Here is a 17910-nt window from a genome sequence, read left to right on the forward strand (position 1 = left end):
TGAAGTTGCTTGGGAATCAGACGTTATTGCACGATGTATCAGCTAGGGAGAGGGGGGGGATCTCGCTCGGCTCTTCCCTTAGATGCAAGTCGTAATAAGAATTTTCTTATTCAATGTAAAAGGCCCTACATATGCAGGGCCTTTTTCGGGGTGCGGCTTTGTTCAAGCGCGCAGCCAGGAATCCACAGTGGTGGCACCGTACTGTTCTTTCCAGGCCTTCAGGCCGCGGTGATTGCCGCCTTTGGTTTCGATCAGTTCGCCGGTGTGCGGGTTCTGGTAGACCTTGACCACGCGGGCACGGCGCTGCTTGGGGGCGTTGGCCTGTGGCAGGCCGGCCTTGCCCTGGTTGGGATCAAGGATGGCGATGATGTCACGCAGGCTCTTGTCGTAGGACTTCATCAGGGCCTGGAGCTTTTCTTCGAACTCGATTTCCTTCTTGAGCCCGGCGTCGTTTTTCAGGGATTCAAGCTGCGCGAGCTGTTCTTGAAGTGCTTTTTCTGCAGCACGAAACTCAGCAAGTCTGGACAATATCTTCACTCCAATAGTCTATTTGGCTGATACAAACCACAAACAAAGCTATAAGCCATGAGCCGATTAAGGCTCGATTAAGTGGCCTACCTGTGAATCTTGTACAGGCGGGAAAAATTGTAGTAGTTAATGCATCAAGAGTAAATCAGGTTGTTCTTGTCAAATGCGAAATTGATCAATTGATTCAAATTGGTGCAAGCCCCGAGTTGTTAGATCCAGCACTTTTTGTTCGGGTATGGCTATTTAATGGCGCGCCAGGGCTGCAACAAATTCGGCACTGGGCATGGGCCGTCCGAATAAATAACCTTGCAGGAAATCCACCCCTTTAGCTGCTAGATAATCCCGCTGTTCTGCAGTTTCAATACCTTCGGCGACAATGCCCAGATCGAGTTTGGCCGAGAGTTCGATAATGCTGTCGAGTATATGCAGGGACAGTGCGTCGGCACCGATCATGGCGACGAAACTCTGATCGATCTTCAAATAATCCACATTGAACTGGCGCAGATAACCCAGGCTGGAATGCCCGGTACCGAAGTCGTCGATGGCGATCATCACACCCAGTTCGTGCAGGGCGGCAAACAGCTGGTGGGTGGTGGTCGTGGGCTCGATCAGTTCGCGTTCGGTCAACTCCAGCACCAGGATCACCTTGCCTGGGGGGAAGCCGGCGAGGAACTCCCGGCAGTCCTCCAGCAACTGCAGGTCGTGGCAATGGCTGGCGGTGATGTTGATACCTATATGGAAACCGTCGGTAAAGTGCGCGGCATGGGGCGCCAGGGCTTGTTGGGTCTGCTGCATCAGCGAGCGGGTCATGGGCACGATCAGCCCCGAATGCTCGGCGAAGGGGATGAACAGGTCCGGGCGCACCAGCCCCTCTTTCGGATGCTGCCAGCGCATCAGGACTTCGATGCCGGCCCACGCCAGGGTGTCCCCGCGCACCACCGGCTGAAAGTACGGAATGAACTCCTGGGCCCCCAGCGCCCGTTGCAGCTCGTGGGTGGGGGAGGCGGAGCGCTTTTGCAGCCAGTGGGCAAGTACGCCCGCCGCCGCGCCGAAAAACACCAGCAGGCTGAACAGCGCCGGGTACTGGCTCTTCATGTAGTTCCACACGTCGCCCTCGGGAAACCCTGAGCTGACGCTGTAGGGATAGCGCGATGAGCTCAGTTGCTGGCTGGCCACGGCCGCCAGTGGCGGGCTGCCCTCGTGGACACGGCCGTCGCTGGACAGCCAATGCCCGCCGACCTGCAATTGCAGGTCGGCGAAGCGGCTGATCAGGCGCAGGGCATTGGTCAGGTGATAGCCGTCGATGGTGGCCAGGGCGGCGCGATCGCCCTCGCTCCAGCGATAGACCAGCAGGGCCGTATCGGGGGTGACAGGGTTGCCGCTCATCAGCCAGAGGCGGCCGTCCACGTAGTCCAGGGGGTTGAGCGGGACTGCGAAACTGCCGAGCAGGGAGCTGCAATAGTTGTTGTTGCGCCACACCAGGTTGGTCGAGCGCACGAACGGCCGGCGGGTGACCTGTTCGCGCAGGGCCAGTTGCCGGACTTCATCACAATCGCGGCCCACCTGGGGCAGCAGCGCCCTGGCGGCGATGTCGGTGTTATCGAGCATCAGGTCGAACTGGCGGATGGCCTCTTCGGCGGTTTCCAGGCTGCTGTGCATCAGTGTTCGTTCGGCCTGGGCGTAGAGGATGAGGGCGCCGAGCCCGATGGGAAGAAGCATGGCCAGCAATGTCCAGAAGGTACGGGTAGAGCGCTTCAATGGACCTTTGGCGGTCAGGGGCATGGATCGGACCTGTGCGCGGGCGAGGGGGAGGATGGCACCGGGGGGCATGGCCCCTGCGGCTGTCTTGATCATCGCAGGATAGCCGGCTTTTACCGGCGATAAAGGCGCTGCGCGTGCTGGATGAAGGCCAGGGCCGCCGGCGACGCCTGGCGTCGGTCGAGCACCGCGATCCCCACTTGGCGGCGCACGGCAGGCTCCAGGGGGCGGCTGGTGTAGCGCGGGTCCGCGGACTGGGGCAGGGACAACTCGGCAACGATGCTCAAGGCATCGCCGCGGGCCACGGTTTCCAGGGTGCTCAGCAGTTGGGTGCTGCGGTAGCGGATATTGGGCCGCAGGCCGGCACCGATGAACAGGCGTGACACCAGCTCCGCCGAGCCGGCTTCGGTGAGCACGAAGGGGTCATGGCACAGTTGGTCCAGGCGCAGTTGCGCTTCACTGGCCAGGGCGTGGCTGGCTGGAATCAATGCCAGCAACTGGTCCTCGACCACAGGCACGGTGTCGAAGCGCTCCTGGGGCAACACCACGAAGCCCAGGTCCACCCGTCGTTCTTCCAGCCATTGCAGGACCTGGCGATCGGGGCCTTCGTCGATATGCACTTCGATGTCCGGATATTCGCGGCGGTAGTCGTGAAGAATCCGGGGCAGGAGGCGGATCGACGAGGTGGGGCCGAACGAGCCGATGCGCAAGGTGCCGCGCTTCATGCCCCGGGCATCCGCGGCCTCCTGGGCCAGGGTCGCCGCCAGGCCGAGCATGGCCCGGGCGCGCAGCAGCAACTGGGTGCCGATGTCGGTGAGTTCGACCTGGGCCTGGTGCCGGCGAAACAGGTCCACCTGCAGCTCCTGCTCCAGTGACTTGATGGCATGAGACACCGCCGACTGGGTGATGCCCAGGCGCGTGGCGGCGCTGGTAAAGCCCTGGAGTTCGGCCACCAGGGAAAAGATCTCCAGCTGGGTCAGGGTCATGAGTAAAAGCTCATTTTACGATGATCAGGCATTAGACAAAAAATGGTCGTGCAGTACAAACCCATTGCCTCAGAGCGTCTTGACCATGAGTGAAAGCAATATCAGCGGCCCCCTGGCGGGCGAATACCGGGACCTGGCGGTGTATGGCCGCCTGGCGACAGTCACCATGATCTGGGGCGGCACCTTCGTTGCCGGGCGCTACCTGGCCGGCGGGCTCTCGCCCTTGCTGGCCGCCAGCCTGCGGTTCCTGCTGGCCAGCCTGGCCTTGCTCGGCTTCATGGCCGTGGCGCGCATTCCCCTGGTGCGGCCCAGCCTCAGGCAGTTTGGCCAACTGGCACTATTGGGGTTCTTCGGGATCTTCTTCTACAACCTGTGTTTCTTCCTCGGCCTGGAGCAGGTCAAGGCTTCTCGGGCATCGTTGATCGTGGCCCTGAACCCGGCGGTGATTGCCCTGGCGTCCTGGGCGCTATTCAAGGAGCGCCTGGGCCGGCGCAAGCTGTTGGGCATTGCCCTGTGCCTCTGTGGCGCGGCCCTGGTGATCTGCAGCCGTGACCCTTCGGCCCTGGCGGCGCAGGCCGGGAGCTGGCAAGGCGACCTGCTGATTCTTGGCTGCGTGCTGGGCTGGGGCGTGTACTCGCTGTTCTCCAGGGGGCTGAACCACAGCCTGGGCTCATTGCAAACCGTGACCTGCTCGATCCTCCTGGGCACCCTGATGCTCTGCGCCGCCACCCTGATCCGTGGCGAGTTCGACCTGCAGGCGGTGGCTCGCCTGAACCTGGCCCAGGGCTTGAGCCTGTTGTACCTGGGCGTGCTGGGTTCGGCGCTGGCCTATATCTGGTATTACGACGGCTTGCGGCGGATCGGTGCCACCCGTTGCGGTGTATTCATCGCCCTCAATCCGCTGACGGCGGTGATCCTCGGCGCGCTCGTGCTGGGAGAACAGTTGAGCCCGGTGATGGGGGTGGGCGGGGCGCTGATTCTCGGCGGTATCTACCAGTGCAACAAACCCCTTGCGGGCGGGGCAAAAAAGGCGATTTTATAGAGAATGCGGACAAAGGCTTTTACGCTGTGTAGAATCCGGTTACGCATACAATAATAAAGTCTTCTGGCAGCAGAAGCCTCGCCCCCCAGCCTGCAAGACAGGGTCGAAATGAAGATTCTCGGGTTTCAACTGATCTATGGTGACTTCCTCGCCCGCAGCGTGCGCGGTATCTCCTGTGCGCCACCGTCCCTCCTCAGCATTGCTAGCAACTAACGATCCGTTAATTCTAAAAATATGATGAGGCGCCAACCATGGCAGATATCTTCGAAAACCCAATGGGCCTGATGGGCTTTGAATTCATCGAATTCGCATCGCCTACCCCCAACACCCTCGAACCGATCTTCGAGATCATGGGTTTCACCAAAGTCGCGACCCATCGTTCCAAAGACGTGCATCTGTATCGCCAGGGTGCGATCAACCTGATCCTCAACAACGAACCCCATAGCGTCGCTTCCTACTTCGCGGCCGAGCACGGCCCGTCGGTGTGCGGCATGGCGTTCCGGGTCAAGGATTCGCAAAAGGCCTACAACCGCGCCCTGGAACTGGGCGCCCAGCCGATTCACATTGAGACCGGCCCGATGGAACTGAACCTGCCGGCGATCAAGGGCATTGGCGGCGCGCCGCTGTACCTGATCGACCGTTTCGGCGAGGGCAGCTCGATCTACGACATCGACTTCGTGTTCCTCGAAGGCGTGGACCGCAACCCCAAGGGCGCGGGCCTGAAGATCATCGACCACCTGACCCACAACGTGTACCGCGGGCGCATGGCCTACTGGGCCGGCTTCTACGAGAAGCTGTTCAACTTCCGCGAGATCCGCTACTTCGACATCAAGGGCGAGTACACCGGCCTGACTTCCAAGGCCATGACCGCTCCGGATGGCATGATCCGCATCCCGCTGAACGAGGAATCGTCCAAGGGCGCCGGGCAGATCGAGGAGTTCCTGATGCAGTTCAATGGCGAGGGCATCCAGCACGTGGCCTTCCTCACCGACGACCTGGTCAAGACCTGGGACGCCCTGAAGAAGATCGGCATGCGCTTCATGACCGCGCCACCGGACACCTACTACGAAATGCTTGAAGGGCGCCTGCCGAACCACGGCGAGCCGGTCAACGAGCTGCAATCGCGGGGCATCCTGCTGGACGGTTCTTCGGAAGCCGGCGACAAGCGCCTGCTGCTGCAGATCTTCTCGGAAACCCTGATGGGCCCGGTGTTCTTCGAATTCATCCAGCGCAAGGGCGACGATGGCTTCGGCGAGGGCAACTTCAAGGCACTGTTCGAATCGATCGAACGCGACCAGGTGCGTCGTGGCGTACTCGCCACCGAGTAAGCCCCGGCACGCTTGAGTCCAAGGCCCGATCAGGAGGTTTCTGGTCGGGCTTTATTTTGCCTGTCGGTTGGCGATTGTGAATGTGTTAATGTTTCGCCCCCGATTCCCAGCCCCTGACCGATGCCTCGATGAACACACCCAGACCTTCCCTGACCTTGACCCTGCTGCAGGCCCGTGAGGCCGCCATGGCGTTTTTCCGTCCCTCGCTGAACCAGCACGACCTGACCGAACAGCAATGGCGGGTGATCCGCATCCTGCGCCAGAACGGCGAGCTGGAGAGCCATCAGCTGGCGAAGATGGCCTGCATCCTGCCGCCGAGCATGACCGGCGTGCTGACCCGCCTGGAGCGCGACCAGTACGTCAGCCGGCGCAAGTCTCCGGAAGACCAGCGCCGCCTGTTCATCACCCTGACCGACAAGGGCCAGGCCTGTTTCGAATCCATGAGCGGCGACATGGAAATCAACTACCAGAAGATCCAGCAGCAGTTCGGCGAAGACAAGATGCAAGCCTTGCTGGCCCTGCTCAACGAACTGAAGCAGATCAAGCCCTGAGCCCGTACTGCAGGCCTTGATGCACGCGAGATACCTCCGCAGCCGGGCTCAGCCCCGGCGCTGGCGCAGCAGATGGCGCACGCCTTCGAGCACCAGGACCAGCACCGCCAGCCAGATCGGCACGTAGGTCAGCCATTCCCCGGCCTTGATGCTTTCCCCCAGCAGCAGCGCCACCAACAGCAGCAGTACCGGTTCCACATAGCTGAGCAGGCCGAACAGGCTGAAGGCCAGCAAGCGGCTGGCAATGATGTAGCACACCAGCGCCGAGGCACTGATCACCCCCAGCACGGGAATCAGCAGGTACAGCCAGGGTTGGGCCGCGACCACGGCAATGCCCTGTTCGCCGCTCTGCACCACCCACAGCGCCACCGGCATTAGCAGGGCCATGTCCACCCACAGGCCGCCCAGGTGGTCGGTGCCCAGGCGCTTGCGCAAGACGAAATACAGCGGGTAGCCCAGGGCCACCACCAGGGTCGCCCAGGAAAAACTGCCCACCTGGTACAGCTCGTTGAGCACGCCGATGCAGGCCAGCACCGCTGCCAGCTTCTGCAGCCGCGACAGACGTTCGCCATAGACGATGCGCCCGGTCAGGACCATGGTCAGCGGCAGCAGGAAATAGCCCTGGGATACATCCAGGCTGTGGCCGTTGAGCGGTGCCCACATGAACAGCCAGAGCTGCACCCCGACCAGCGCCGACGACAGCAGCAGCGCCGGGCCCAGCACGGGCTTGCTGCGCACCCGTCGCAGCACTTCGTCGACCCGGTGCCATTCACCGGCCAGCAGCATGAACAGGGTCATGCAGGGCAGGGTCAGCAACATTCGCCAGCCGAAGATCTCCACCCCGGTCAGGGGCGTCAGCAGCGAGGTGTAGAAATACATGACGGCAAACAGCACCGACGCCAGAACCGATAACGCAATACCTTTAGACACGCAGTCCTCGTAGAACCCGAACGCTCGGGATGCACAAAAAGAAGGGGAGAGTGGAGCGAGGGGGAATATAGAGGGTTTGCCCCGGGATTTTTGCTCTGTTTGCGACACCCCGGCGGGAAAATTTCTCGTTTGTGGCGCGGCCCGGCCTTCCAGGGAAAGGCCGGACTGCGATGGCCGCTGGGTTTGCGCGGCCAGGGGCCGTGTTTAGCCCAGATGCGCAAAACGTCCGGAGACAAAATGGCCGACATCATTGAAACCGGGTGTCGAGGCGTGCCCCGGGGTCACCAGCGCGTCGATGAAGGCTTCGTCCTCAGGGCTGATCTTCACCTCCAGGGCCCGGGTGTAGGCGTCCCACTGGGCTTCAGTGCGCGGGCCGACAATGGCCGAGCTCACCGCCTGGTTGTTCAGTACCCAGGCAATGGCGAACTCGACGATCCCGGCCCCGCGCTCCTGGGCGTATTCCTGGATCTGCTGGGCGATGCGCAGGGATTCGACCCGCCATTCGGTCTCCAGGATGCGCTTGTCCTGGCGCCCGGCGCGGCTGGCGGCGTCCGGGGTGACGTCCGGCGCATACTTGCCGCTGAGCACACCACGGGCCAGGGGGCTGTAGGGCACCACGCCCAGGCCATAGGCGCGGGCGGCGGTGATCTGCTCGCCCTCGGCCTGGCGGTTGACGATGTTGTACAGCGGCTGGCTGATCACCGGGCGGTCCACCCCCAACTGGTCGGCGACTCGAATCGCCTCGGCAATCCGCCAGCCCCGATAATTGGACAGGCCCCAGTAGCGGATCTTGCCCTGGCGCAACAGGTCGCCGATGGCCGAGATGCTCACTTCCAGAGGTGTGTTGTGGTCTTCGCGGTGCAGGTAGTAGATGTCCAGGTAATCGGTGCCCAGGCGGGTCAGGCTGGCCTCGATGCCGTTGAAGATGTGCTTGCGGCTCAGGCCGCTGCGGTTGGGCACGCCGTCCACCGGACCGAAGCCGACCTTGGACGCCAGCACCCACTCATGGCGGTGGCTGGCAATGGCTTCGCCGACGATCTCCTCGGAGCGGCCCTGGGTATAGACGTCGGCGGTGTCGATGAAGTTGATCCCCTGGTCCCAGGCCTTGTCGATGATACGCAGCGAGTCTTCGGTACTGGTCTGCTCGCCGAACATCATGGTGCCCAGGGTCAGGCTGGAAACCTTGAGACCGGAATGGCCGAGGATGCGATAGCTCATGGGCGGAATCCTTGTGCTAGAGGGCTGGCCAGGGCATTTCCGGCCATTGGGGCGACCATCAAATACCACAACCCCGGGCCTCTGCAATGCCTGAATGGCGCCTCCTTGCCGGCATAGGTGCCCGTGAGGTCGCCTTCGCTGGCAAGCCAGCTCCTGCAAGGAGGTTCCGTAGGAGCCGGCTTGCCGGCGAACCGCGCAGCGGCCAACCGCCCCGGGGCCGCACCGGGTCAGGGACACAGCGCCCGGCAGCGTTGCAACACAAAGCTGTGCAGCAGGCGCACCCGCTGGGAAACCTGCAGGCGATGGGGGCACAGCAAGTTGAAGGGGGCCGGTTCCCCTTGCCAGTCGCCGAGCAGCGGCACCAGGCGCCCGGCGCGGATGTCCTCGGCCACATCCAGCCGGGCCTTGTAGACAATGCCGTGGCCGGCCAGGGCCCAGCGCCGGGCCACCTCACCGTCGTCGCACAGGTAATCGCCACGCACCAGGACTTCGCGGGTTTCGCTGTCGCGGCTGAAACGCCAGCGGTCATAGGGCTGGCCATTGCGCAGGTACAGCAGGGCGCTGTGCCCGGCCAGCGCCTCGGGGTTTTGCGGCACCCCGCAACGGGCCAGGTAGGCCGGGCTGGCGCAGGCGATGCGCCGGTGCCCGGGGAGAATCGGCAAGGCCACCAGGCTGGAATCCTCGGGCACGCCAAAGCGCAGGGCCACATCCACAGCGTCGCGGAACAGGTCGGCGTGGCGATCATCGAGCCGCAGTTGCAGGCGCAGTTGCGGGTGCTCGGCCTTGAATTCATCGAGCCAGGGAAGCAGGGCATTGCGCCCGAAGTCCGAGGGCGCCGACAACTGCAGCACCCCGGCCAGGCCCTGGCTCTGCTGCTTGAGCGCCAGCTCGCCGTCCTCCAGGGTGGCCAGGGCCAGGCGCACGCTTTCCAGGTAGCGGCGGCCTTCCTCGGTGAGCCTCATGCTGCGGGTGGAACGCGCCAGCAGACGGCTGCCGAGGCGGGTTTCCAGGCGCTTGAGGGCGATGCTGGCGGCTGCGGCGGTCAGGCCCAGGGAGCGGGCCGCGGCGGAAATGCTCCCGGCATCGGCGGTGCGTACGAAGATTTCCAGGTCCAGTATCGAGCTCATTAATAAAAATCCTTTAAAGATCTTTGCGTTTTAGCTGGATTTTTCCTCGATTGGCAAGCTGGGAAGATGCAATCACTTTCAATCGCAGCAGGTGATCGCAATGACTCTTTCCAACTCAAGCCTGGCCCGGCAAACCTTGGTGGTGATTGGCGCCGGCAGCGGCATCGGCGCTGCGGTGACGCGCCAGGCCGCGGCCCGAGGTGCTCGGGTGGTACTGGCGGGGCGCAGCCTCGAGGCCTTGCAGCGCCAGCAGGCACAGCTGCCGGAATCGGCCTGCAGCATCGCCGTGGACATTACCGATACCGCCAGTCTCCAGGCCTTGTTCGCCAGGGTGGGGGCCTTCGATCACCTGGTGATCAGCGCCGGTCCGGCCATTGCCGCCAAGCCCCTGGCCGACACCGATCTGCTGGATGCCCAGCGGGCTTTTGAGGTGAAGTTCTGGGGCGTGTGGCGCGCGGTCCAGGCGGCGCTGCCGACACTCGCGCCGCAAGGCAGCATCAGCCTGACCTCGGGCCTGCTGTCGCGCAAAATGGTCCCCGGGCAAGTGCTCAAGACCACCCTCAACGCCGCCCTCGAAGCCCTGGGCAAGCACCTGGCCAAGGAGCTGGCGCCACGCCGGGTGAATGTCATCAGCCCCGGGGTCACCGCCACCGAAGCCTATGCCGGGATGCCCGAGGACGCCCGCGAAGCCATGTTCGCCCGCACCGGTGCCAACCTGCCGGTGGGCCGCGTCGGCCAGCCGGATGAGGTGGCGGCGGCCTTTATCCTGGCCATGGAGAACGGCTTTATCAGCGGGAGCCTGATCGATGTCGATGGTGGAGGCTTGCTATGAACTGGCGCTTCGATCACCTGGCGTTCAACTGCGCCGAGGGCGAGGCGTTGCAGCAGGCCTTCGCCGATCTGCTGGGCCTGCAAACGGGCCGGCGGCCGCCGTTTCCCTTTCCCGGGCGCTGGTTGTACCAGGGCGAGGCGGCGCTGGTGCACGTCATCGAACAGGCCCATTGCCCTGAGCCGCAACTGAGCCACATCGCCTTCAGTACCCAGGAGGCAGCCGAAGCCGTGTTGCGCCGGGTGCAGGCCAGTGGCCTGGAGCATCAAGTGGCGCAGGTGCCGGAAGACGGCATCTGGCAGATCTTCGTCCGCTTGCCCGGCGGCCTGGTGCTGGAGTTGGATGCTCCGGCGATGGGGGCGTTGAGCATCAATCACGACTACGCCCGACAAGGTGGGGCACCGGCCTGAGCCCAGCCATGAAAAAGCCCGTTGGAGCCGAGGTTCGAACGGGCTTTTGTCGTGGCCGGGGCCGTGTAGTGCCGCGGCTTAGCGGTTCAGGGTGCGGGTCATGCGCAGCGCCAGCAGGCTGCCGCCGACAATCACCCCGGCCAGCAGGTACAGCGCGGCGTCGGTGGAACCGGTGCTGTCCTTGACCCAGCCGACGATATAGGGGCTGAGGAAACCGGCCATCTGGCCCATGGAGTTGATCAGCGCCAGGCCACCGGCAGCTGCACCGGCGCTGAGCAGGGCAGTGGGCACCGGCCAGAACATCGGCAGGCCGGTGAGGGCACCCATGGTGGCGAGGGTCAGGCCGAGAATGGCGATGGCCGGGTTGGCGGCGAAGTTAACCGCGATCAGCAGCCCCACGGCGCCCATCAACATCGGCACTACAAGGTGCCAGCGGCGCTCCTTGCGCAGGTCCGCCGAGCGCCCCACCAGCAGCATGAACACCGCCGCCAGCAGGTAGGGAATGGCGCTCAGCCAGCCGATCACCAGATTGTCGGCAAACCCCAGGTTCTTGATGATCGACGGCAGCCAGAAGTTGATCGCGTAGACCCCGCTCTGGATGCAGAAGTAGATCAGGCCGAAGGCCCAGATCGCCGGGTTCTTGAACACCGCGGCCAGGGAGTCGCTGGCGGTCTTGGGCTGGTTGGCGAGGTCGCTGGCCTGGTCGGCCTCCAGCACTGCGCGTTCAGTCGGGGTCAGCCACTTGGCATGGGCGAAGCTGTCGCTGAGCAGGAAGAACGCCAGGGCGCCGAGGATCACGGTAGGAATGCCCTGCAGCAGGAACATCCACTGCCAGCCGGCGAGGCCGCCCTGGCCGGCGGCGAAGTGGTTGAGGATCCAGCCGGAAAACGGGCTGCCCAGCAGGCCGGACACCGGGATCGCCGACATGAACAGGGCCATGATCCGGCCACGGCGGAAGGTCGGGAACCACTGCGAGAGGTACAGCACCACGCCGGGGAAGAAGCCGGCTTCGGCGGCCCCGGTGAACAGGCGCAGGGTGTAGAACTGGGTCGGCGTGGTGACGAACAGCAGGCAGGTGGACAAGGTGCCCCAGGTGATCATCATCAGCGCGATCCAGCGCCGCGGGCCGAACCGGTTCAGTGCCAGGTTGCTCGGCACGCCGCACAGCACGTAGCCGATGAAGAAAATCCCGGCACCCAGGCCGTAGACCGTTTCGCTGAATTTCAGGGCATCGAGCATCTGCAACTTGGCGAAGCCAACGTTGACCCGGTCCAGGTAGTTGAACAGGTAGCAGACGAAGATGAAGGGGATCAGGCGCAGGGTGATGCGCTTGTAGACGGCGTTCTTGTCGTCAGCCTGGGCCAGTGGGGCAGCGGCGCTCTGTGACATGGTGTGTCTCTCTTTATTATGATTTTTTGCGGTGCAAGGGTAACGTTGACCGCCCTGAGAGTCTCGGTCACCGGCGCGGGCCTGTCTTTGTGCCGGCGCACAGCGATTGGCCCCGGGCCCTGTGCCACTGAACAACGCCGCGTACCCCGCGGCCCGTCCCCGCAGCTGTAGCCGTCAAGGATCATCCCCCCATGTTCGAACTGGATCATGACCTGGCGCAGGATATCGTCGACCGCACGATGGCGATCCTGCCCTACAACGTCAACGTCATGGACAGCCAGGGCCTGATCCTTGGCAGCGGCGAGCCGGAGCGTATCAACACCCGGCACGAAGGCGCGCAACTGGTGCTGGCCAACGGCCGGGTGGTGGAGATCGACGAACCCACCGCGCGCCAGCTCAAGGGCGTGCAGCCGGGCATCAACCTGCCGTTGCTGCATGACCAGCGGCTGATCGGGGTGCTGGGCATTACCGGCGACCCGGCGCAGTTGCGCACCTATGCCGAACTGGTGCGCATGACCGCCGAGATGCTGGTGGGCCAGCGCCACCAGCAGGCCGAGCAGCAATGGCGGCGCCAGCGCTGCGACGACCTGCTGGCCCTGCTGCTGAGCGACGGCGGCGACTCACCACGGCTGGTGGATGAAGCCCAGCAGATGGGCCTCAAGCCACAGCTGGCGCGTACGCCCTATCTGTTCGAACTGGCCCAGGAACCGGCCTCGGGGCAGGGCGTGGATAGCCTCAGCAGTTGGTTGCTGAGCCGCTATCCGGACAGCTGGTGCGTCAGCTCGTCGAAGAGTTCCCTGCTCTGGTGCCGCCCGGCGAGCCTGAGCCTGGACAACCCGCGGCTGCTGGAAAAGCTCGACGGTCAGGGCTGGAACATCCTGCGGGTGGCGGTGGGCGGGCAGGCCGAGGGCCTGGCCGGATTGCGCCGCTGCTACCGCCGGGTCGGCGACCTGCTGGCCTACGGCCGGGATATCCTGCCGGATGCGCGATTGCTCACCCTCAACCGCTACCGCCTGCCGGTGATGCTCTGGCGCCACCGCAACGATGACGCCCTGGACGAACTGCTGACGCCGTTGCGCAAGGTCCTGGCCAAGGACAGCAACGGCCAGTTGCTGGCGACCCTGCGCAGCTGGTGCGACCACGACGGCCAGAGCCAGGCCTGCGCCGATGCCCTGGGCATCCACCGCAACAGCCTGCGCTACCGCATGGAACGGATAGCCGAGCTCAGCGGCGTCGACCCCTTGCGCCTGGACGGCATGCTGGCTCTTTATCTTGGCGTCCAGCTGCTGCCCCACCGCAGCGAGCCGGCCTGATTTATCGCGCCGATCTCCACCATCGCCTATCCCGATCCAACAGGGGTGGTAGCCGCTGCCGAGCCTTGGCGAGGCTGCGCAAAGGCCCGCAGGGCCTTGCTTGGCAATCTCCAGCTAAACCTGTATCGCTTCCAAGACCTTCGCGAGCGCTACGCGCCCGTTCGCAGCCTGCGGCAGCGGTTTCAACGCTAGGCGAGGTTGCGCGGTTGTAGCAATGAACAATAAAGCGCCCTCGGACTTGTGCAGTGGCCCGGGGTCAGCGCCTGCGCCAGATGGCAGCATGGCGGCACAAGAACCGGAGAAAACCCATGAAGATCATCATCGCCCCCGACTCGTTCAAGGACAGCCTGAGTGCCGAAGGCGTGGCCCAGGCCATTGCCCAGGGACTGGCGGATGTGTGGCCCGACGCCGAGCTGTGCCAATGCCCCATGGCCGACGGTGGCGAAGGGACGGTGGAATCGATTCTCGCCGCCTGTGACGGGCAACTGCGCAGCAACCGGGTCCAGGGGCCGCTGGGAGCGATCGTGGAGGCGCGCTGGGGCTGGCTGCCCCAGAGCCACACGGCAATCATCGAAATGGCCGAGGCCAGTGGCCTGCAACTGCTGGCGCTGGAGCAGCGCGATGCGTGCAACAGCAGCACCTTCGGCACCGGGGAGCTGATCCAGGCCGCTCTGGAGGCCGGTGCCCGGCGCATCATCCTGGCCATCGGCGGCAGCGCCACCAACGACGGCGGCGCGGGGGCCCTGCAGGCGCTGGGGGGCAAACTGCTGGACCGCCAGGGCCGGATACTGCCTCGCGGCGGCCTGGCCCTGGCCGACCTCGCCCACATCGAGCTGGATGCCATGGACCCGCGCCTGGCCCAGGTGCGCTTCGACATCGCCGCCGACGTCAACAACCCCCTGTGCGGCGAGCACGGCGCTTCAGCCATCTTCGGCCCGCAGAAAGGCGCCTCGGCGCAGCAGGTGCAGCAACTGGACCAGGCCCTGGGACACTTCGCCGACCTGTGCGCCCAGGTACTGCCCAAGGATGTGCGTGATGAACCCGGCAGCGGCGCGGCCGGTGGCCTGGGGTTTGCCGCCAAGGCGTTTCTCGGCGCGCAATTTCGTCCCGGGGTGGAAGTGGTGGCGGAACTGGTGGGCCTGGAACAGGCGGTGCGCGGTGCAGATCTGGTGATCACCGGTGAAGGTCGCTTCGACGCCCAGACCTTGCGCGGCAAGACCCCCTTTGGCGTGGCGCGCATCGCCCGTGAGCAGGGGGTTCCGGTGATTGTTATTGCCGGCACCCTGGGCGAGGGTTACCAGCAGATGTACGCCCACGGCGTGGATGCGGCCTTCGCCCTGACCTCAGGCCCCATGAGCCTGGAACAGGCCTGCCGCGAAGCTCCGCGCCTGCTGCGCGAACGCGCCGCCGACATCGCCCGCCTCTGGCGCCTGGCCCGCAACGCCGTGTAGGAGCTGGCTTGCCAGCGAAGAGTCCGCCAAGCCTTGCCGCGCGCAAGAACGCTTTCGCCGGCAAGCCGGCTCCTACGGCAATCGCCCGTCAGTAAACCCCACCCTCGCTGGTGGGGGCGTCCAGGGTTTTGTACTGGCCGGCCAGGCTCTGCAGGCCCTTCATCAGGACGGTGGTATCCACGCCCACCGCGACAAAATTTGCCCCCAACTCGATGCAACGCCGCGCCAGTCGCTGATCGGCACTGAGAATCCCTGCGGCCTTGCCCGCCCGACGAATCCGCACGATGGCGTCTTCAATCGCGGCCACCACGTCCGGGTGCCCGGGGTTGCCCCGCTGGCCCATGGCCGCCGACAGGTCCGCCGGGCCGATAAACACCCCGTCGACCCCGTCCACCGCGAGAATCTCATCCAGGTTGCGCAGGCCTTCGAGGTTCTCGATCTGCACCAGCAGGCACATCTGCTCGTCCGCCTGATCCAGGTAGCCGGCGATGCTGTTCCAGCGCGACGCCCGGGCCAGGGCGCTGCCTACACCACGAACCCCCAGTGGCGGATAGCGCATGGCGCGCACCAGCTGGCGTGCCTGCTCGGCGCTTTCCACCATGGGGATCAACAGGGTCTGGGCGCCGATGTCCAGCAATTGCTTGATCAGCGCGGTATCGCCAATGGGCGGGCGGATGATGCCTTGGGCTGGGTAAGGGGCAATGGCCTGCAACTGCGCCAGCAGGCTGCGCAGATCGTTGGGCGCGTGTTCGCCGTCCAGCAGCAGCCAGTCGAAACCGGCATTGGCCGCCAGTTCGGCGCAGTAGGCATCCGCCAGGCCCAGCCACAGGCCAATCTGCGGTTCGCGCTGTTGCAGGCGTTGCTTGAACAGGTTCTGCGGCATGTGCATGTGCTTCTCCTCAGACGAAACGGCAGGCGATGCTGCCCAACTGGTCGTAGTCCACGTGGAAGACATCCCCGGGCCGCGCCGCCACCGGCCGGGTGAAAGATCCCCCGAGGATGATCTGCCCGGCCTCCAGACCGACGTCATAGGCCGCGAGCTTGTTGGCCAGCCAGGCCACGCCCTTGGCCGGGTGGTTGAGTACCGCGGCAGAGACCCCGGACTCCTCGATCACGCCATTGCGGTAGAGCACCGCCGGCACCTTGCGCAAATCCACATCCCCTGGACGCACGGCGCGGCCACCCATCACCACCCCGGCGTTGGCGGCATTGTCCGAGATGGTGTCGAAGACCTTGCGGGTGGCCTGGGTCTGCGGGTCCACCTGCTGGATGCGCGCATCGATGATCTCCAGCGCCGGGATCACCCAGTCGGTGGCGTCCAGCACATCGAACAGGGTGCAGTGCGGCCCCTTGAGCGGCTTGCCGAGGATGAACGCCAGTTCCACCTCGACCCGGGGCACGATGAAGCGCTGGAAGGGAATGTCGCTGCCTTCATCGAACAGCATGTCGTCCAGCAGGGCGCCGAAATCCGGCTCGGTGATGTTCGAGGAAACCTGCATGGCCCGTGAGGTCAGGCCAATCTTGTGGCCCACCAGCTTGCGCCCGTCGCGGATTTTCTGTTCCACCCAGCTGCGCTGGATGGCGTAGGCATCTTCGATGCTGATAGCGGGGTATTGCAGGGACAGCTGGCCGATCTGTTCACGGCTGCGCTCGGCGGCGTTGAGGCGCGCGGCGGCTTCCTGGATATCCGAGGGGCTGAGCATGGTTATTTCTCCCGAGGGTTGACGATATGAGCCGGTACCTGGAGCACCAGCCAGGCGCCGCAGGCAATCAGCAGGGCCAGGGCGTAGAGGGCCAGGCTGGCGCTTTGGGTGGCGTCGCGCACCACGCCGATCAGGTAAGGGGCAAGGAACGCGGCGACGCTGCCGAAGGAACTGATCAGGGCGATACCCGCGGCCTGGGTGCTGCTGGCGAGAAAGGCCGGCGGCAACTGCCAGAACATCGGCAAGGCGGCGCTGGCGCCCATGCCCGCCACCAGCAGGCCGAACATCACCAGCCAGGGGTTGTCCGGGGCCAGCCCGGTGAGGATCAGCCCCAGGCTGGACATCAGCAGCGGCACCCCCAGGTGCCAGCGGCGTTCACGCAGGCGGTCCGAGGAGCGGCCGACGCCGAGCATGAACAGGCAGCCTGCCAGGTAGGGCAGGGCACTGAGCAGGCCGACATTGCTGTCCCGGGCGATGCCGGCGTGGTGGATCAGGGTCGGCATCCAGAAGGCGATGGTGTTCACCGCCAGCATCACCGCGAAGTAGATGCACACCAGCAGCCAGACGTGGCGGTCCCTGAGGATGCCGCTGAAACGGGTGATGGACTTGTGCTGTTCTTCCTGTTGCAGGGCCTGCAGCAGCCAGGTCTTCTGCGCCGGGGTCAGCCAGCCCACCTGTTCGATGCTTTCCGGCAGGGCCTTGAGCACCACCAGGCCCAGCAGCACCACCGGCAGGCCTTCGATGAGGAACATCCACTGCCAGCCGCGCAGGCCGCCGAAGTCGTGGAAGCTTTCCAGGATCCACCCGGAGAGGGGGCCGCCAATGACTCCGGCCATGGGCACGGCGATGGCGAACAGGGCGGTGACCTGGCCGCGGCGGCTGGCCGGGAACCAGCGGTTGAGCAGCACCAGGATGCCGGGGAAGAAGCCGGCCTCGGCGACCCCCAGCAGAAAGCGCAAAACATAGAAGCCCCAGGCGCTGTCCACCAGCATCAGGGCGCTGGACAGCAGGCCCCAGACCAGCATCAGGAAGGCGATCCAGCGCCGTGGGCCGACCCGGTCCAGGGCCAGGTTGCTGGGCACCCCGAACAGCGCGTAGGCGACGAAGAACAGCCCGGCACCCAGGCCATAGACGCTGTCGCTGAAGCCCAGGTCCTGGGTCATCTGCAGCTTGGCGAAACCGATGTTGATGCGATCCAGGTGAGCAAAGATGTAGCAGACGAACAACAGCGGCATCAGCCGCCAGGTGATCTTGCGATAGCAGTCATCGACCTCGGCGACCGGCGCCGTGGCAAGGGTTGAGTGGGGCATGGCAATGATCTCGTTATTGTTCTTGTGTGGGTGGCCG

Annotated in this window: 17 protein-coding genes; 7 read left to right on the forward strand and 10 right to left on the reverse strand. The window is 64.6% G+C overall.

Annotated elements, in window-relative coordinates; genetic code table 11:
- Nucleotides 1-162: 162 nt before the first annotated feature.
- The 3 genes from M2395_RS03955 to M2395_RS03965 all read right to left on the reverse strand — a co-directional run bounded on the left by M2395_RS03955 (nucleotide 163) and on the right by M2395_RS03965 (nucleotide 3272).
- Complete coding sequence (locus M2395_RS03955) at nucleotides 163-528, reverse strand: histone-like nucleoid-structuring protein, MvaT/MvaU family (protein WP_123430662.1); 366 nt, start codon at nucleotides 526-528, stop codon at nucleotides 163-165.
- A 243-nt stretch (nucleotides 529-771) separates the two neighbouring features.
- Complete coding sequence (locus M2395_RS03960) at nucleotides 772-2310, reverse strand: EAL domain-containing protein (RefSeq protein ID WP_053151991.1); 1539 nt, start codon at nucleotides 2308-2310, stop codon at nucleotides 772-774.
- 89 nt (nucleotides 2311-2399) lie between these two features.
- Entirely contained in the window at nucleotides 2400-3272 is an 873-nt protein-coding gene (locus tag M2395_RS03965) for a LysR family transcriptional regulator (RefSeq protein WP_123430663.1), read from the reverse strand.
- An 85-nt stretch (nucleotides 3273-3357) separates the two neighbouring features.
- Here M2395_RS03965 and M2395_RS03970 point away from each other — a divergent pair, with 85 nt between their 5' ends.
- The 3 genes from M2395_RS03970 (at nucleotide 3358) to hpaR (ending at nucleotide 6193) form a co-directional block, all read left to right on the forward strand.
- Nucleotides 3358-4314 (forward strand): DMT family transporter, encoded by a 957-nt coding sequence (locus M2395_RS03970; RefSeq protein ID WP_077934244.1) that lies wholly within the window; start codon nucleotides 3358-3360, stop codon nucleotides 4312-4314.
- A 251-nt stretch (nucleotides 4315-4565) separates the two neighbouring features.
- On the forward strand, nucleotides 4566-5642 hold the full coding sequence (gene hppD, locus M2395_RS03975) for a 4-hydroxyphenylpyruvate dioxygenase (protein WP_011061669.1): 1077 nt from the start codon (nucleotides 4566-4568) through the stop codon (nucleotides 5640-5642).
- A 128-nt stretch (nucleotides 5643-5770) separates the two neighbouring features.
- On the forward strand, nucleotides 5771-6193 hold the full coding sequence (hpaR, locus tag M2395_RS03980; RefSeq protein ID WP_011061668.1) for a homoprotocatechuate degradation operon regulator HpaR: 423 nt from the start codon (nucleotides 5771-5773) through the stop codon (nucleotides 6191-6193).
- A gap of 48 nt (nucleotides 6194-6241) precedes the next feature.
- Here hpaR and rarD read toward each other — a convergent pair whose 3' ends face one another.
- The 3 genes from rarD to M2395_RS03995 all read right to left on the reverse strand — a co-directional run bounded on the left by rarD (nucleotide 6242) and on the right by M2395_RS03995 (nucleotide 9468).
- Nucleotides 6242-7123 carry an EamA family transporter RarD gene (rarD, locus tag M2395_RS03985; protein ID WP_123430664.1) on the reverse strand — a complete coding sequence of 294 codons (882 nt, stop codon included), beginning with the start codon at nucleotides 7121-7123 and terminating at the stop codon, nucleotides 6242-6244.
- A 204-nt stretch (nucleotides 7124-7327) separates the two neighbouring features.
- Entirely contained in the window at nucleotides 7328-8341 is a 1014-nt protein-coding gene (locus M2395_RS03990) for an aldo/keto reductase (RefSeq protein ID WP_011061666.1), read from the reverse strand.
- Between the two features lie 227 nt (nucleotides 8342-8568).
- A complete protein-coding gene (locus M2395_RS03995) occupies nucleotides 8569-9468 on the reverse strand; it encodes a LysR family transcriptional regulator (protein ID WP_015635879.1) in 900 nt (299 codons plus the stop codon).
- A gap of 100 nt (nucleotides 9469-9568) precedes the next feature.
- Here M2395_RS03995 and M2395_RS04000 point away from each other — a divergent pair, with 100 nt between their 5' ends.
- Both M2395_RS04000 and M2395_RS04005 read left to right on the forward strand, forming a co-directional pair.
- Nucleotides 9569-10300 (forward strand): SDR family oxidoreductase, encoded by a 732-nt coding sequence (locus tag M2395_RS04000; protein WP_015635878.1) that lies wholly within the window; start codon nucleotides 9569-9571, stop codon nucleotides 10298-10300.
- Nucleotides 10297-10707: a hypothetical protein gene (locus M2395_RS04005; protein ID WP_015635877.1), complete on the forward strand. Its 411-nt coding sequence runs from the start codon at nucleotides 10297-10299 to the stop codon at nucleotides 10705-10707. Before M2395_RS04000 ends, M2395_RS04005 begins: the two co-directional genes overlap by 4 nt.
- Before the next feature lie 78 nt (nucleotides 10708-10785).
- Here M2395_RS04005 and M2395_RS04010 read toward each other — a convergent pair whose 3' ends face one another.
- Entirely contained in the window at nucleotides 10786-12096 is a 1311-nt protein-coding gene (locus tag M2395_RS04010) for an MFS transporter (protein WP_123430665.1), read from the reverse strand.
- Between the two features lie 191 nt (nucleotides 12097-12287).
- On the opposite strand from M2395_RS04010, the gene M2395_RS04015 reads away from it, so the two are divergent.
- Nucleotides 12288-13409: a sugar diacid recognition domain-containing protein gene (locus tag M2395_RS04015; RefSeq protein WP_011061661.1), complete on the forward strand. Its 1122-nt coding sequence runs from the start codon at nucleotides 12288-12290 to the stop codon at nucleotides 13407-13409.
- Between the two features lie 308 nt (nucleotides 13410-13717).
- The gene (locus M2395_RS04020; RefSeq protein WP_123430666.1) at nucleotides 13718-14860 is read left to right on the forward strand and encodes a glycerate kinase; all 1143 of its coding nucleotides are present in this window, start codon (nucleotides 13718-13720) and stop codon (nucleotides 14858-14860) included.
- Nucleotides 14861-14948: 88 nt separating this feature from the next.
- On the opposite strand, the gene hpaI is transcribed toward M2395_RS04020, so the two are convergent.
- Genes hpaI through M2395_RS04035 form a run of 3 tightly spaced genes read right to left on the reverse strand, consistent with a single transcriptional unit; the run spans nucleotide 14949 to nucleotide 17873 of the window.
- On the reverse strand, nucleotides 14949-15749 hold the full coding sequence (gene hpaI / locus M2395_RS04025; RefSeq protein ID WP_123430667.1) for a 4-hydroxy-2-oxoheptanedioate aldolase: 801 nt from the start codon (nucleotides 15747-15749) through the stop codon (nucleotides 14949-14951).
- A 10-nt stretch (nucleotides 15750-15759) separates the two neighbouring features.
- Complete coding sequence (gene hpaH, locus M2395_RS04030) at nucleotides 15760-16563, reverse strand: 2-oxo-hept-4-ene-1,7-dioate hydratase (RefSeq protein WP_015635875.1); 804 nt, start codon at nucleotides 16561-16563, stop codon at nucleotides 15760-15762.
- Between the two features lie 2 nt (nucleotides 16564-16565).
- On the reverse strand, nucleotides 16566-17873 hold the full coding sequence (locus tag M2395_RS04035; protein ID WP_011061657.1) for an MFS transporter: 1308 nt from the start codon (nucleotides 17871-17873) through the stop codon (nucleotides 16566-16568).
- Nucleotides 17874-17910 lie beyond the last annotated feature (37 nt).

Source organism: Pseudomonas sp. BIGb0176 (assembly GCF_024810175.1).
Classification (GTDB): Bacteria; Pseudomonadota; Gammaproteobacteria; order Pseudomonadales; family Pseudomonadaceae; genus Aquipseudomonas; species Aquipseudomonas protegens.